The 15,988-nt window shown below is 62.6% G+C and carries 14 protein-coding genes; 10 read left to right on the top strand and 4 right to left on the bottom strand.

The annotated features are described in order from the left end of the window. The first annotated feature begins 129 nt into the window (after positions 1 to 129). Positions 130 to 666: a single-stranded DNA-binding protein gene (ssb, locus tag KJP30_RS02115; RefSeq protein ID WP_218447331.1), complete on the top strand. Its 537-nt coding sequence runs from the start codon at positions 130 to 132 to the stop codon at positions 664 to 666. Between the two features lie 142 nt (positions 667 to 808). After that, the gene (locus tag KJP30_RS02110; RefSeq protein ID WP_218447330.1) at positions 809 to 1,870 is read left to right on the top strand and encodes a site-2 protease family protein; all 1,062 of its coding nucleotides are present in this window, start codon (positions 809 to 811) and stop codon (positions 1,868 to 1,870) included. Positions 1,871 to 1,874: 4 nt separating this feature from the next. Here KJP30_RS02110 and aroB read toward each other — a convergent pair whose 3' ends face one another. Both aroB and KJP30_RS02100 read right to left on the bottom strand, forming a co-directional pair. Further along, complete coding sequence (aroB, locus tag KJP30_RS02105; RefSeq protein ID WP_218447329.1) at positions 1,875 to 2,987, bottom strand: 3-dehydroquinate synthase; 1,113 nt, start codon at positions 2,985 to 2,987, stop codon at positions 1,875 to 1,877. Then, positions 2,984 to 3,556 (bottom strand): shikimate kinase, encoded by a 573-nt coding sequence (locus KJP30_RS02100; protein WP_218447325.1) that lies wholly within the window; start codon positions 3,554 to 3,556, stop codon positions 2,984 to 2,986. The genes aroB and KJP30_RS02100 overlap by 4 nt, the downstream gene beginning before the upstream one ends. Positions 3,557 to 3,651: 95 nt before the next feature. Between KJP30_RS02100 and KJP30_RS02095 the strand changes: the two genes are divergently transcribed. The 6 genes from KJP30_RS02095 (at position 3,652) to KJP30_RS02070 (ending at position 9,759) form a co-directional block, all read left to right on the top strand. Beyond that, positions 3,652 to 3,801 (top strand): hypothetical protein, encoded by a 150-nt coding sequence (locus tag KJP30_RS02095; RefSeq protein WP_218447324.1) that lies wholly within the window; start codon positions 3,652 to 3,654, stop codon positions 3,799 to 3,801. Between the two features lies 1 nt (position 3,802). Continuing rightward, positions 3,803 to 5,272, top strand: coding sequence for a hypothetical protein (locus KJP30_RS02090; protein WP_218447323.1), 1,470 nt, complete (start codon positions 3,803 to 3,805; stop codon positions 5,270 to 5,272). After that, a complete protein-coding gene (locus KJP30_RS02085; protein ID WP_218447322.1) occupies positions 5,269 to 6,198 on the top strand; it encodes a site-specific tyrosine recombinase XerD in 930 nt (309 codons plus the stop codon). Before KJP30_RS02090 ends, KJP30_RS02085 begins: the two co-directional genes overlap by 4 nt. 100 nt (positions 6,199 to 6,298) lie before the next feature. Further along, positions 6,299 to 7,621: an HlyC/CorC family transporter gene (locus KJP30_RS02080; RefSeq protein WP_218447320.1), complete on the top strand. Its 1,323-nt coding sequence runs from the start codon at positions 6,299 to 6,301 to the stop codon at positions 7,619 to 7,621. Between the two features lie 111 nt (positions 7,622 to 7,732). Beyond that, complete coding sequence (locus KJP30_RS02075) at positions 7,733 to 8,383, top strand: hypothetical protein (protein WP_218447319.1); 651 nt, start codon at positions 7,733 to 7,735, stop codon at positions 8,381 to 8,383. After that, positions 8,383 to 9,759 (top strand): coiled-coil domain-containing protein, encoded by a 1,377-nt coding sequence (locus tag KJP30_RS02070; protein ID WP_218447317.1) that lies wholly within the window; start codon positions 8,383 to 8,385, stop codon positions 9,757 to 9,759. The genes KJP30_RS02075 and KJP30_RS02070 overlap by 1 nt, the downstream gene beginning before the upstream one ends. A 4-nt stretch (positions 9,760 to 9,763) precedes the next feature. Here the strand turns inward: KJP30_RS02070 and KJP30_RS02065 are convergent, their stop codons facing one another. Beyond that, positions 9,764 to 12,184: a GcvT family protein gene (locus KJP30_RS02065; protein ID WP_218447316.1), complete on the bottom strand. Its 2,421-nt coding sequence runs from the start codon at positions 12,182 to 12,184 to the stop codon at positions 9,764 to 9,766. A gap of 153 nt (positions 12,185 to 12,337) precedes the next feature. Between KJP30_RS02065 and KJP30_RS02060 the strand changes: the two genes are divergently transcribed. Beyond that, positions 12,338 to 14,743 (top strand): GcvT family protein, encoded by a 2,406-nt coding sequence (locus tag KJP30_RS02060; RefSeq protein WP_218447315.1) that lies wholly within the window; start codon positions 12,338 to 12,340, stop codon positions 14,741 to 14,743. 121 nt (positions 14,744 to 14,864) lie between these two features. Continuing rightward, complete coding sequence (locus tag KJP30_RS02055) at positions 14,865 to 15,482, top strand: nucleotidyltransferase family protein (RefSeq protein ID WP_218447314.1); 618 nt, start codon at positions 14,865 to 14,867, stop codon at positions 15,480 to 15,482. A 23-nt stretch (positions 15,483 to 15,505) separates the two neighbouring features. On the opposite strand, the gene KJP30_RS02050 is transcribed toward KJP30_RS02055, so the two are convergent. Continuing rightward, positions 15,506 to 15,871 (bottom strand): response regulator, encoded by a 366-nt coding sequence (locus KJP30_RS02050; protein ID WP_224874295.1) that lies wholly within the window; start codon positions 15,869 to 15,871, stop codon positions 15,506 to 15,508. Positions 15,872 to 15,988: the final 117 nt, after the last annotated feature.

The raw sequence follows: 15,988 nt of genomic DNA, 5'->3' as shown, positions 1-15,988 counted from the left end.
AAATCGTCAGGCAGGACTATACGCATTTTGGACATTTTCGCCAGTGCCGCCGGGGCGCACCTTTCGGTTGGTTCCCCGAAAGGTGTAGGGTCGGCGAACACACGCCGATGAGATTCGAAGGGAAAAGACATGGCAGGTTCCGTCAACAAGGTCATTCTGATCGGGAATCTCGGGCGCGACCCCGAGGTGCGGACGTTCCAGAACGGCGGAAAGGTCTGCAACCTGCGGATTGCGACCTCGGAGAACTGGAAGGACCGCAACACCGGCGAACGCCGCGAACGCACCGAATGGCATTCAGTGGCAATTTTCCAGGAAGGGCTGGTGCGGGTCTGTGAACAGTACCTGCGCAAAGGTTCGAAGGTTTACATCGAGGGTCAGCTTCAGACCCGCAAATGGCAGGATCAGAACGGTCAGGACCGGTATTCGACCGAAGTCGTGATCCAGGGCTTTGGCGGGTCGTTGCAGATGTTGGACGGTCGCGAAGGCGGCGGCGGTGGCGGCAGCTACGGCGGCGGTTCGGGCGGCGGCTATGGTGGTGGTGGCGGCGGTGGCGGTTACGATGACCGCGGCGGCTATGACGATCCGGGCTATGGCGGCGGTTCGGGTGGCGGCTCGGGCCCCTCGCGTGCCCCGGCCCGTGACATCGACGACGAAATCCCGTTCTAGGCCACACAACCAGATCAGCATGACAGCCCCCGGCGGTTCCTCCCGCCGGGGGTTTTCTGTCGCAGCGGGCCGTGTTGCGGCTGGCGCGGTCCGGATTGGCCCCCTATCTCTGTGCCAGCACGTTTGTCCGACAGGAGATGTCATGACCTGGACCTTTCGCCTTGGCCACCTTCTGGGGTCCGAACTGCGTGTCCATGCCACCTTTTTCCTGTTGCTGGCATGGGTTGCGGCAGCCGCTTGGGCCGAAAGCGGCCCGGCTGCGGCGCTGGACAATACGCTGTTCGTTCTGGCGCTGTTTGGATGTGTCGTCGCGCATGAATACGGCCACGCCCTGATGGCGCGCCGCTACGGGATCAAGACGCCGGACATCACCCTGCTGCCCATCGGCGGCATGGCGCGGATGGAACGAATGCCGGAAAACCCCGTGCATGAAATCGCCGTCGCGCTTGCCGGCCCTGCAGTAAACGTGTTGATCTGGGCCGGGTTGATTGCCTTTGGCGCTTCGACCGAAATCGAGGCCCTTTCCGACCCGACCAACCCGCAGGACTTCATGGGCCGGCTTGCGGCGGTCAACCTGTTCCTTGCGGTCTTTAACCTGATCCCGGCCTTCCCCATGGACGGAGGGCGGGTCCTGCGAGCGCTCCTGTCCATGAGCACAAATCGTGTGCGCGCCACCCGGATCGCAGCCAGCGCGGGACAGATCGTTGCCTTTCTTTTTGGATTTTTCGGCCTGACCAGCGGCAACCTGATCCTGTTGCTGATCGCCCTGTTTGTCTTTGTCGCCGCCCAGGCCGAGGCCCGCGACGTGGAAAGCCGCGACCTTGCCGACGGATTGCACCTGCGGGATGCGGTGATCACAAGTTTCGAAAGCCTGTCCCCTGCCGATCCGATGCATGTGGCTGGGCAGACCCTCATCCGGACAACCCAGCACGAGTTTCCCGTCCTGCACGAAGACGGGCGGCTGGCCGGTTTCCTCACCCGGCAGGCGCTGTTCAAGGCAATGGCCGAGGGGCTCAATAGCCACCCCGTCGGTGAGGTGATGGAGGACGTGCCGACCCTACCGCTTGCTGCGCCGCTGTCGCAGGCGCTGGACGCCTTGCAACAGGCCCCCGCAGTCGCCGCGACAGATGCCGCGGGACATGTGCTGGGCTACGTCACCTCGGAAAACGTCGGCGAACTGATGGTCTTGCGCAGCCGCCGCTGACAGATCAGCGGTCAGCCAGTTGTTCGGCCAGCAGATCCAGCACCTTGTCGCGTGGCACATCCGCGGTCACGAAAGCCTGCCCGATCCCGCGCGCAAGAATAAAGCGCAGCTGACCGTCCACGACCTTTTTGTCCTGCCCCATGAGGTCCAGCAGCGCCTCGGCCGAGGGGAGATCACCGGGAATATCCTTGAGATCACAGCGCATTCCGCTGTCTTTCAACAGGGCCCGGACGCGGCTGGGATCCTCTTGCGGGCACAGGCCCAGACGTGCGGACAACTCGAAAGCCAGCGCGCAGCCGATCGCAACCCCTTCGCCATGCAGCAACCTGTCGGAATAGCCGGTGGCGGCCTCCAGCGCGTGGCAGAAGGTGTGACCAAGGTTCAACAGCGCCCGGTCGCCCTGTTCGGTCTCGTCCCGCAGGACAATCTCGGCCTTCATCTCGACCGAGCGTTGGACCGCATGGGCCCGCGCGGCACGATCGCCCCCGGCCACCTTGGCGCCATTGGCTTCCAGCCAGTCAAAGAACGCAGCGTCGCCAAGCAGTCCGTATTTGACCACCTCGCCGTAGCCCGCAAGGAAATCGCGCGGGGTCAGCGTGTCCAGCACCCCGATGTCAGCCAGTACCAGCGCAGGCTGGTGAAACGCTCCGATCAGGTTCTTGCCCTGCGGCGCGTTGATGCCCGTCTTGCCACCCACGGAACTGTCGACCTGAGCCAGCAGTGAGGTCGGGATCTGCACAAAGCGCACACCGCGCCGCAGCACCGCCGCGGCAAAGCCCACAAGGTCACCGATCACGCCGCCACCAAGAGCGATCACCACGTCGCGGCGTTCGACTTTTTGTTCCAGCAGCCATTCGACGGTCCGCGTGAAATGCGGCCAGGATTTCGTGCCTTCCCCGGCGGGCAGAGTCAGCGCAACGCAGTCGATGCCTTCGGCGCCCAAGGCCGCCTCAAGCGTCGGCAAATGCGCCGCAGCCACGGTTTCATCGCTGACCACCGCGACGCGGGACCGCCGCAAAAGCGGTGCAATCTCGACCCCGGTGCGCGCCAGCAGCCCCTCGCCGATGCGCACGTCATATTCGCGTCCCGGCAGCGGGACATTCACCGTTTCGATCATTCCAGTCTCTCCAACACGTCCGGGCGCGTTTCGATCAGCACTTGGGTCACGCGGCGGGCCATCTGGTCCAGCGATGTGCCCGGCGTTGACGGCACGGCCACATCGGCCTTGCGATAGACCGGCACCCGCGTTTCATAGAGGCGGGTCAACGTTCCCTTGGGATCGGGCGTACGCAGCAAGGGGCGCGTGTCTTTGTGGCGCACCCGCTCCCACAACAGGTCGATATCCGCGTCCAACCAGATGGATACCCCCATCCGCGAGATCATCTCGCGATTGTCAGCCGACAGAAAAGCCCCGCCCCCTGTCGACAAGACACCGGGTTCGCCTTCCAGCAGGCGTTCGATCACCTGGCTTTCCTTGCGTCGAAAAAAAGGTTCCCCGTCGCGGGCAAAAATCTCGGCGATGCTCATGTTCGCCGCCTCTTCGATCTCGTGATCCGAATCGCGAAACATCACGCCCAGCTGCGCTGCCAGCGTCCGTCCGACCGCTGTCTTGCCTGCACCCATCATGCCCACGAAGACAATTGTCTTGTGCAGGATCAAACCCTTGTGAACCGTGCCCTCGGCCATCCCTTGCCCATCGCTTAACCTGTTGCGTGAATGACGTGATCGCGACAAAAAGGCTAGGTATAAGTTCAAAAAAGACGAGGCAGGGGCGTGTTCACATGGGCCGATTGATCAAATGGCTATTCTATCTGCTGGTGCTGGGGGTGCTGGCGCTGATTGCCTATGCCTATGTCGGCCCCTTCTTCGGTGCCGATTTCAGCCCGCCCCAGTCCGAGCGCCGCGTGCCGGTGCAACTGGAAGACAGCTAGGATGCTGCTTCGCGGCCTGCCTGCCTTACTGACCGTGTGCGCCGGGCTTGGGCTCGGCTTGGCCGCATCGGCGCAGGACGCGCCCGTTGCCAGCAATGTGACCCCGCCAAGGGTCGACTCGGCCCCTTTGGGGGCACCTAATCCGGGCGCGGCTGGCCTGCTGTCACCGGGCACCACCGGTTTGCCGACGACCCTCTGGCAAGGGTCGGACCCGGCCACGCTAGAGGGGTTGATCCGGGCGCTGGAACTACCGGTTCCGGCGCTGCGGGCGCATATGCGGGTCATGATGCTGGCCGAGGCCGATCCGCCCGCCGGTGATCGCAACCTTGCACACCTGACCGCGCGACTGAACTGGCTCGAGGAACAGGGACTGGTCGAAGAGGCGCTGGCCCTTCTGGACATCACCGGCGTCGATGATCCGGATCTGTTTGCCGTCTGGGCGGATCTTGCGCTGTTGCTGGGGCAATCCGCGCCGGTCTGCCGGGCGTTGTCGGCGCAGCCGCGGCTGAGTAACGACCTCTCGTTGCAGGTCTTTTGTTCCGCCCGCGACGGTGATTGGAATCGTGCGGTGTTGATACTGCAAACCGCGCAGACGCTGGGGGACATCCGGGGCCGCCGGGCCGAATTGTTGATAAGGTTCCTTGATCCGGAGCTTGCCGACGACACGCCGCTGCTGCCGCCGGTGCGCCCGACACCGTTGGAATTTCGCCTGTTCGAAGCTCTCGGAGAACCGTTGCCCACGGCCCCGCTGCCGCTTCCCTTCGCGGTGCTTGACCTGAACGGCGACAACGGGTGGCGCGACCAGATCCTTGCCGCCGAGCGACTGGCCCGCGCGGGCAGCCTGCCCGCCAACCGCCTGCTGGGCATCTATACCCTGCGCCGCCCCGCGGCCTCGGGCGGAGTCTGGGACCGGGTCGACGCCTTGCAGGATTTTGAACGCGCGCTGAACCGGGCGGCCCCCGGTGCCGTCGCAGAGGCGCTGCAAAAGGTCTGGCCGCAGATGGCTTCGGGCCGTTTGCTGGTGCCCTTTGCCGAACTCTATGGTGAACGGCTGGCTGGCAGCCGGCTGGACCGTCGCGCCGCCGCAATTGCCCGACGCGCCGCATTCCTGTCACCCGCCTACGAAGCGCTGGCGCTGGAAATGACCGACGACACGCCAGAAACCGTGTTTCTGACCGCCATCGCACGCGGGCTTGCCCCGGCGGAACTGGCGGATCTGCCCCATGCCCAGGCCGTTGCCGCCGGGTTTTCCGGTGCCGCCATGCCTCGCGCGCTGCGCGAGCAACTCGCCGAAGGCAAATTGGGCGAGGTCATTCTGCGCGCCATGGTCCTGTTCAACTCCGGTGCCGCCGGGAACGGTCAGGATCTGACCGATGCCATTGCCGCCTTCCGCAGCCTCGGGTTGGAAGACCTTGCCCGCCGCGCGGCACTGGAACTGGTCATCCTTGACGCCGAAAGGGCACGTCGGTGACGCCTGCGCGCTGGGTGCCCCTGTTCCTCGAGGCGCTGGCCGCCGAACGGGGCGCTGCGGCCAATACGCTGGCGGCCTATGAACGCGATCTTGCCCACGTGCAGGACTGGCTGGACGGCAAGAACCGCGATTTCGCCGATGCGACCCAGGAAGACATCGAATCCTATCTGGTCTTCTGCGATGCGCAGGGCCTGTCGCGGGCAACCCGCGCCCGCCGGTTATCGGCGGTCAAACAACTTTACAGATTTGCCTTCGAAGAAGGCATGCGCGGAGATAATCCAGCCTTGCAGATCTCAGGTCCGGGGCGGGACAAGCGCCTGCCCAAGACCTTGACCGTCGAAGAGGTCGACCGCCTGCTGGAGGCCGCCGAGAACCATGGCCGTACCCCCGACGACCGGAGCCGCAACACCTGCCTGATGCAACTGCTGTATGCCACCGGAATGCGGGTCAGCGAACTGGTCGCTCTGCCGCTGGCTGCTGCTCGCGGTGATCCCCGTATGCTGCTGATCCGCGGCAAGGGCGGCAAGGAACGCATGGTGCCGCTCTCTCCGCCGGCCCGGCTTGCCATGGCCGGATGGCTGGATGCCCGCGAAGCTCAGGAAGACGCGGCGCGCACGGCGGGCAAACCGGCCTCGGCCTTTCTGTTCCCCTCGCGTGGAAAGGCCGGGCACCTGACACGCCATGCCTTTTACATGCTGATCAAGGAACTGGCGGTCGAGGCCGGCGTCTCGCCGGACAAGGTCACACCACATACGCTGCGCCATGCCTTCGCGACGCATCTGCTGGCCAACGGTGCCGACCTGCGGGCGATCCAGACCCTTCTTGGCCATGCCGATGTCGCCACCACCGAAATCTACACACATGTGCTGGAAGAACGGTTGCGCGACCTAGTGCTGGACCATCACCCGCTGGCCAAGGACAACTGACTGCGTCCATAGGTCCGCACCGCCCAAGATGCGCCCCCGCGCCCCTTGATCGTCCACGGTCGCGCCCCCATAACCGGTCCAAACCCAAAGGACTGCCCACATGGACGCCCCGACCGAAACATTCGACGCTGCCTTCTGGATCACCTCCGCCTCGATCCTTGGTCTTATCATGCTCTCGGCCTTTTTCTCGGGGTCGGAAACGGCCCTCACTGCCGCATCCCGCGGCAAACTGCGGGCCGCAACGGACAAGGGATCGCGCGGGGCGGAACGCGCGCTGAAGATCACCGAGGACAATGAACGGCTGATCGGTTCGGTCCTGTTGGGCAACAACCTTGTGAACATCCTTGCCACCTCGCTGGCCACGGCGCTGTTCACCCGTGCCTTTGGCGAAAGCGGCGTTGCGCTGGCGACGCTGTTCATGACACTGCTGGTGCTGATCTTCGCCGAAGTCCTGCCCAAGACCTATGCCATCACCAATCCCGAAACCGCCGCGGCCCGGGTTTCGGGACCGATTGCAGTGATCGTGCGGCTGTTTGCGCCCGTCGTTTCGGCGGTTCGCCTGCTGGTGCGCGGCGTGTTGCGCATCTTTGGGGTGCGGACCGACCCTGACAGCCATATCCTTGCCGTTCGCGAGGAAATCGCCGGTGCCCTGCAACTGGGCCATTCCGAAGGCGTCGTCGAAAAAGAAGACCGCGACCGGATCCTTGGCGCGCTGGACCTGAGCGAACGCACCGTCGAAGAGATCATGCTGCATCGCTCCAAGATCGAGATGATCGATGCGGACGCCCGCCCGCAGGAAATCCTTGAACAATGCCTTGAAAGCAGCCACACCCGCCTGCCCGTTTTCCGCAATGATCCCGAAAACATCATTGGCGTCGTTCACGCCAAGGACCTGTTGCGCGCGATGTATCGGCTGGTGGACGAGGAAAAGCCGATGGCAGGCGTGATACAGGACTTCAAGGTGATCGACATCTGCATGAAGCCCTATTTTGTGCCTGATACCACCTCGCTCGACGACCAGATGCGTCAGTTCCTGCGTCGGCGGACACATTTCGCGCTGGTTGTTGACGAATATGGTGCCTTGCAGGGCCTGATCACGCTTGAGGACATCCTCGAAGAGATCGTCGGCGAGATCACCGATGAATTCGATCCCGACGCCGAACATCCGATCCGCAAGGCCGAGGACGGCCACTATTGGATCGAAGGCGCGATGACGATCCGGGACTTCAACCGGGCCACCGACTGGAACCTGCCCGATGACGAGGCCAATACCGTGGCCGGGCTGGTGATCCATGAGGCGCAGATGATCCCCACCGTGGGTCAGGTCTTTAGCTTTCATGGCTTCCGGTTCGAAGTCATGGCCCGCGAACACAACCGCATCACGCGGTTGAAGGTGCGGCCGCTGCTGTCTGAAACCGCCTGATCGCGGCCGCATTGGCGGCGCTTGATTTGCCTCAAGGCCGGTTTTCGCGGCTTTGCTAGCCTTTTCGTGGCGGTGCGCCCTTGGTGCCCGTCACCGGGAAAGGAGGCAAACATGCGATGCAACCGCATTGCCGCACTGCTGGTCAGCTTCTGCCTTGCCCTGCTGCTCGTTGCACCTGAAGGCCGCGCAGACCCGCCAGGCAGGCTTTGGCAGGCGCAGGGGTTTGACATCAACGACCTGTTGAAAGGCGGCCAAAATCCGCTTCCGCCACAGGACCCTGCCGATCTGATACGTGGCCTTCCGCCTTCGCGCGCGCCCGAGGCAGACGATCCAGTGCAGCCGCCCGCCACCCGTTTTCCTGACACGGTGTTGCTGGGCGAATGGACTGGCCGTGCCCCGCATTGCACCGATCGCCGTATCGCCTTTGTCCGCAGTGACGAGGGCTATCGCGGCCTTGGCAAAAGACTCGATCCAATCGATGGCTTTACCGAGGTTATCCGGCTTGACGCCACCCCGTCTACTGTTCTGGATGATGCTCCGCATCCTGAGGCCCCGGATGCCTTATCCGGCTATGCCCGCGTCTACCCGGCACGGATCACGCGGCAAGACGCCAAGGGCGCGGTGCTGGACATGGTCAAGGACTGGCCGGTCCACCTGATCGTCGCCCACATGCCGGATCGCGCGGGGTTCATACTGCGTTTCGCAGAGCCGATCAGCATCTGCTCGTACCTGCGCGAACCGTTGGAAGGGAGGCAGGATTGATGCGCTCCCCTGATCCCGCCCGCCTGCACGGATTCGTCGCGCTGTGCCTTGCCCTTTGGGTTGCGCTGTCCAACCCGCTTGCAGCACGCGATTTCGACAGTGAAATCGCGGACATCAAGAACAGGATCACATTGGCCGAGCGTGAAATGCGCGACCGGAGCTTTGAGCAAAAGGAAATCGAACGCTTTCAGGCCGCAGCATGGTCAACATGGATTGCCCCGTGGAACCGGAACACCGATGCGATTGCCGCCAAACGCAGGCAGATCGCGCAAGCCATCGGCAGTCAGGATTCACGGATCATGAACGACGAACTGCGGGCGCTGCTGCGCGCGCGCGACCGTTTGCAGAGGCTGGGCGGCCAGACGGTCGACGGCTGCGGATCGACCTGCGGAGACATGTCCGCCCTGATCGACTTCTACAACGGGAACCATCACCGCTGGCAAAAGCTGAAAGGACAGATCGCCGGGCTAGAGATTGAACGCGAACGGCTTTATCGCACGCTTGAGCGGATGAAAAAGGACCAAGCGATCGACGCCGACACGCAGAAAAAGATCCTGCAAGCGCAACTTGCCCGCAAACAGCAGCAACGCGAGGCTTTCGCCAATCTTCTGGCGCAGTCAGACAAGGTGCTGTTGCCAGAGATCGACGGACGCGGCCCTCCTCGTCTGCTGACGGTCGAGGAACTGATCATCGAGATCGGCGCAAGATACTATGCCGATGGCGGCATGGATGACCTCGACAGCGTGGCCTTTGAAAACGCCATCCGCGCGATGGTCCGCGATTACCTGACCCGGTCCGGTGTCCTGCGGGACAACCTCAGGGACTGGGTCGCAATCCTCGACGCGGACATCGGCGCGTTAAGAACGCAGCTTGGCGGCGCGAACGGTGCTACACCCGTCGCAGGGCTTCCAAAAAACTGTCCGCACCGCAATCCCGATCCGACCCGGCAGCAGGACAAACATCGCTTTCCCGCATCAGATCCGGACAACCACCTTGCATGCAGCTATTTCCCCTCGAATCCGGCCAACGGCGAGGCTGGTCTGATCCAGTCGCAGGTGCGGATCGCGGACGGAAAGGAAGTGGGTGTGGCCGCCTATTTCTCATTGGACGGCGGACATCATCTGGCACAAATCCAGACGCCCCGCGCACCAAACGAAAGCGGGGCCCATTGCGAATACTACTCGGCCACCGCCATGCGTAAGGCCGAGTTGTGGGGGCATGACGGATCCGGGATCACGCTGTATTGCAAAGCGGACGGCATCCCTGCGCGCTGTGATGCCTATACCCATGACGGACGCAGCCGCGGGTGCCGCATGGATTGCAGCGACAAATGCGGAGACATGCGGGCCAGGATCGGCTGGCCCGCGATGCCCTGACCGCTCATCCGCGCAGGCGGGCACCTTCGGGATCAAAGGGCGGTTCGGACAGGATCACCGCGCCATGCGGCTGGCCCAGCACCATGACCTCGACCCGGTCTCCGGGGGCCGCCATACCGGCCTTGACGTAACCCAGCGCAAGGCTTTTCCCAAGGGAATAGCCATACCCGCCCGAGGTGACGCGCCCGACGCCCTGCCCGCCACGAAATATCGGCTCGCCCCCGGTGGCATCGGCGGCCGAGGCGCTGACCGCCTCTTCGTCCAGTGCAAGGATCACCAATGTCTCGCGCGCGGGCTTGTCGATCACCTGCAACAGGGCCTCCTTGTTGAGAAAGTCCTTGTCCAGCTTGCACAGGCGCTCAAGCCCCACTTCCTGCGGCCAGTATTCGGGGCTGTATTCGCGGCTCCACGAGCCATAGCCCTTTTCGATCCGCAGGGACATCAGGGCGCGACTGCCCACCGGGCCGATATTCAGATCACGACCCGCGTCCAGCAAGGCTTCGTAAAGCCTTTTCTGGTCCTCTGTGCGGCAATGCAGTTCCCAGCCAAGATCCCCGGTAAACGACACACGCAAGGCGACCACCTCGATGCCCGACACCTCGATCCTCCGCGACCTCATGAACGGGAAATCCTCATTGCTGAGAGAGGCGTTGGTCATGCGCTGGAGCATTTCGCGAGAGCGTGGGCCCGCCACGTTGAAACCGCAGGTCGATTGGGTGAGCGAGGTGAAATGGGTTTCCGCCGGCAAGGCGACCTCGCCAAAGAACCGCGCGTGATAGCGTTCCGCCATGCCTGAGCCGATGACCCAGAATTCATCCTCGGCCAGCCGCGTGACCGTGAAATCCCCCGCGATGCCGCCGCGTTTTCCGATCAGCGGCGTCAGGCAGGACCGGCCCACCTGCCGCGGCATCCGGTTGGCAAAAACCGCGTTCAGCCAATCCTCGGCCCCCGGCCCTTTCACGCTGTATTTGGCAAAGTTGGAAATATCGATGATGCCGCCGGTTTCGCGCAGCATCCGCGCCTCGCGCCCAACGCTTTCCCACCAGCCCTGACGGGTAAAGCCCGGCGTATCCTCGGTCTCTGCGTCGAAATAGGCCGGATGCTCCCAGCCGTAGTTGAGGCCGAATTTCGCGCCCAGTTCCTTTTGCTTCTCGAAAACGGGCCGTGTGCGCACCGGGCGACCGGCCTCGCGCTCTTCCCCCGGAAAATGGATCGAAAAGCGGTGCGCATATTGGTTCATCACCCGCGCCTTGGTGAATTTCTCATCCGCCCAGTCGCCGAAACGCGCCATGTCCCATGGGAACATGTCGTATTGCATCTCACCCTCGATGATCCATTGCGCCACCATCAGGCCCATGCCACCCGATTGCGAGAAACCGGGAATGATGCCGTTGCAGCAGAAATAGCCTTTCAACTCCGGCACCGGTCCCATCAGCACGTTGCTGTCTGGCGACCAGATCATCGGCCCGTTGATGACACGTTTGATGCCCGCGCTGCCCACCACCGGCAAACGGTCGATGGCGCGCATCATGTTGTCTTCGATCCGTTCAAGATCGTCAGCGAACAGTTCATGCGCAAAGTCCAGCGGTGTGCCTTCCTCGGCCCACAGGCGCACGTCCCGTTCATAGGCACCGATCAGCAGGCCCTGCCCCTCCTGACGCAGGTAATATTCGCCGTCCCGGTCCGCGACCGAAGGCAGACGCCGGTCCATGGCGGCGATTTCCGGAATGGTCTCGGTCACGAAATACTGGTGTTCAGTCGGTTGCAGCGGCAGTTTGATCCCGGCCAGCGCCGCCACCTCGCGCCCCCACAGCCCGGCGGCGTTGATGACCCATGGCGTTGCGATGTCGCCCTTGGGCGTGCGGACGATCCAGCTGCCATCGGGTTGCTGTTCGGTCGCTGTTACGGGGGTAAAGCGATGAATCTCCGCCCCTTTCTGACGCGCACCCGCCGCATAGGCCGCCGTCACACCGGACGGGTCGACATTGCCGCCATCGGGTTCGAACATGATGCAGCGAATGCCGGTGAAATCCACCAGCGGATGCAGGCGCTCGGCCTCGTCGCGGGTGATCTCGTAGAAATTCATGCCGTAGAGCTTGGCCTTGGCGGCCTGAAGGCGCAGCTGATGTTCGCGCGCCTCGGTCTGGGCAAGGTAAAGGCTGCCAGATTGGAACACGCCGCAGCTTTGGCCGGTTTCCGCCTCCAGATCCTTGTACAGGTTCATCGTGTAGTGTTGCAGGCGGCTGATATTGGTGCTGTCATGCAGACCGTGAATATTGGCCGCCGCATGCCATGTTGACCCCGACGTCAACTCGTCCCTTTCAAGTAGGACTACATCGCTCCACCCGAGCTTTGTCAGGTGATAGAGGATGGAACATCCGATGACACCGCCTCCGATGACGACGGCCTGGGCTTGGTTTCGCATGGGTCTCTCCGCAAATCTGCGGCTGAATCTGCCCCCGCTTTCCGCGAAAGAAATGCCCGTTTGCGACGCTCGCTGTCGCCTTGTCGCAAACCTTGGAACTCTGTTCGGGGTGAAGTAGCCAATAGAAAATCATTTCTTGCAGCGAGGCTCACCATGAAAACCACCACCCGCGTCGTTGTCATCGGAGGCGGCGTTGTCGGCTGCTCGGTGCTGTATCACCTGACGAAACTGGGCTGGTCCGACGTCATGCTGCTGGAACGCTCTGAACTGACCAGCGGATCGACATGGCACGCGGCGGGCGGTTTCCACACGCTGAACGGCGATACCAACATGGCCGCGCTGCAAGGTTACACGATCCGCCTTTACCGCGAGCTGGAAGAGCTGACCGGCATGTCCTGCGGGTTGCACCACGTCGGCGGCGTGACGCTTGCCGACAATCGCGACCGGTTCGACATGCTGCTCGCCGAGCGGGCCAAGCACCGCTACATGGGCCTTGAGACAGAGATCGTCAGCCCCGAAGAGATCGCCAAGCTGGCGCCGATCGTCAATACCGATGGCATCATCGGCGGGCTCTACGATCCGCTGGACGGGCACCTTGATCCTTCGGGCACCACCCATGCCTATGCCAAGGCCGCCCGCATGGGTGGCGCAGAAATTCATATCCATACCAAGGTATTGGAAACCAACCCTCGCGCAGATGGCACGTGGGACGTTGTGACCGACAAGGGCACGATCCACACGGAACATGTGGTCAACGCTGGTGGACTCTGGGCCCGGGAAGTCGGCGAAATGGCCGGTGTCTACCTGCCGCTGCACCCGATGGAGCACCAATACCTCGTCACCGAGGAAACGCCCGAAATCTACGAGCGCGACAGCGAGCACCCGCATGTGATGGACCCCGCTGGCGAAAGCTATCTGCGGCAAGAGGGCCGTGGCCTTTGCATCGGCTTCTACGAACAGCCCTGCCGCCCTTGGGCCGTGGACGGAACGCCATGGGAGTTCGGCCACGAACTCTTGCCAGATGACTTTGACAAGATCGAACACAGCATTGAATTTGCGTACAAACGCTTTCCCGTGCTGGAGCGCGCCGGGGTGAAATCCGTGATCCACGGGCCGTTCACCTTTGCCCCTGACGGCAATCCGCTTGTGGGGCCGATCCCGGGGTTGCGCGGCTATTGGTCGGCCTGCGGCGTCATGGCCGGGTTCAGTCAGGGCGGCGGCGTCGGCCTGATGCTGGCGCAATGGATGGTCGAGGGCGAATGCGAGCGCGACACCGCCGCCATGGACGTCGCCCGATTTGGTGACTGGATCTCGCCCGGCTATACCCTGCCCAAGGTCATCGAGAACTACCAGAAACGCTTTTCCGTCAGCTATCCGAACGAGGAATTGCCCGCCGCCCGCCCGAACCGCACGACCCCGATGTATGACATCTTTGACGGCATGGGCGCGGTCTGGGGCGCGCAATACGGGCTGGAGGTGGTCAACTATTTCGCCGCCGAGGGTGAGCCAAGATATGAGACCCCGTCCTTTCGCCGCTCGAACGCATGGGAGGCCACCGCGCGCGAGGTCCGCGCCGTGCGCGAGGCCGCCGGCATCAACGAGGTTCATAACTTCGGCAAATACCGTGTCACCGGGGCAAAGGCCCGCGACTGGCTGAACCGGATCATGGCCGGGCGCATCCCGAAACCCGGACGGCTTTCCCTGACGCCGATGCTGTCACCGGCCGGCAAGATCATCGGTGACTTTACCGTCAGTTGCCTCGACGAACAGACGTTCCAGTTGACGGCGTCTTATGGCGCGCAGGCCTATCACATGCGCTGGTTCCTTCAACATCAAGAAGGCGGCGTAAGTATCGAGAATATCAGTGATAAACTGAACGGATTTCAGATCGCTGGTCCGCGCGCCCGGGACATTCTGCAAGCCTGCACACGGTCGGATGTGTCCCGGATGCGCTTTATGGACGTGCGCCCCATGGTGATCGGGATGACCGACTGTCTGGTACAACGCGTGTCCTACACCGGGGATCTGGGATTTGAGATCTACTGCGATCCGATGGCGCAGCGGCAATTGTGGCAGACGCTTTGGACGGCGGGGGAACCCTTGGGGATGAAACCCTTTGGTATGCGCGCCATGATGAGCTTGCGGCTGGACAAGTTCTTTGGCTCTTGGGGGCGCGAGTTTTCGCCCGATTACACCTGCGCCGAAACCGGGCTGGACCGGTTCATTCACTGGGACAAGGGAGAATTCATCGGATGTGCAGCCGCAGAAAACGAACGCGCCACTCCGCCAGAGCGCATTCTTGCCGTCTTTGAGGTAGAGGCCGGGGATACGGATGTGAACGCCTACGAACCGGTTTGGATCGATGGCACCGTACAGGGGTTCTGCACCTCTGGCGGCTATTCCCACTTTGCCGGAAAATCCATCGCCATGGCTTTGATTCCGCGAGAAAAAGCCGTCCCGGGATTGTCTGCCGAGATCGAAATCCTGGGACAGATGAGACCCGCCCGTCTGTTGCAAGACGTGTTGTTCGATGCGGATGGCGCCCGCATGCGCGGCTGATGCTGCGACAGCAATGACGCACCGCAGCATATTGCGATGACACGGGCGCGTGACACAAAAAGTTGCGCGCCTGACACAAGAGACGCCACATTCTTGCTCAACCTGTGTTAGTCTCTGCCTCATGCTGGATATTTCGATTCTCATTCCCGCCGCGGGCGCGTCTTCGCGGATGCGCGGACGCGACAAGCTGACAGAGGATGTGGAGGGCCTGCCGCTGTTGCGTCGTCAGGCACTGCGCGCCATCGACACGGGCGCCCATGTGGCCGTGACCCTTCCTGAATGGGACCATCCCCGCGCCGCCGCGCTGGAAGGCTTGCCGGTACAGGTGATCGAGGTGCCGGACTCTGACCTTGGCATGTCGGCGTCGATCCGTCGGGGTGTGGGCCTGATGCCGCGGGGGATCAAGGCGATGGTGATCCTGCCTGCCGATATGCCTGAAATAGAAAGCGAGGATATATTGAAGCTTATCAATGGCTTCCAATCCCTTCCTTTCCCAATGCTTCAACAAGCCACGGCCGAGGACGGCACGCCGGGCCATCCGGTCCTGTTCCCGGCAGATTGCTTTATGGCGCTGCAAACGCTTACCGGCGACAAGGGCGCGCGTGACGTCCTGCGCGCCAATGCGCATCGCACTCGGCAAATCCCGCTGGAAGGACAGCGCGCCCTGACGGATCTGGACACTCCGGAAGCGTGGAAAGCGTGGCGCGCATCCCAAGGCGACATCTGCGCCGCAGAATGAAAAAAAACCTGCGCGCCTGCGATTTAGTGGGCCCGCAGATGTTTCCTGAGCACGCGGCGCACCGCATCCCCCACAAATTCGCGTTTTGACCAGACCTCACAGACATTGGCGGCCTGTGCCTTGGCGTACATGAAGGGCGAAGGAAAATCGCTGACGATAACGACAGGCACGGCCTTCAACGCCTTGTTGTCTTTCATCTCGGCCAGGAAATCGACGCCCATCCCGTCGGGCAAAGCATTGTCGAGGAACAGGATCGATACATCGCCCGCAGCCAGACGTTGACGCGCCTCTGTCAGGTTGCGCGCGATCGCCAGAGGCACATCCGGACAGTGTTTTGCCATGACACGGCGCATCATGCGCCGGTCAAATTCCAAATCGTCGACGATCAAACAAACCTGTTCCTGACCCATCCCACGGCCGCCTTTCTGATAGCCTCGGGCGGATCTTGACCGAAGAGGTTTTCCAACTCCTGAAATCTACAATTGGACTCGTTCGAATTGCGCGGA

Origin of the sequence: Antarctobacter sediminis (assembly GCF_019218285.1) — a bacterium.
GTDB lineage: Bacteria > Pseudomonadota > Alphaproteobacteria > Rhodobacterales > Rhodobacteraceae > Antarctobacter > Antarctobacter sediminis.
The sequence above is the reverse complement of the archived record's forward strand: the minus strand, read 5'-3'. Positions and strand labels throughout refer to the sequence as shown.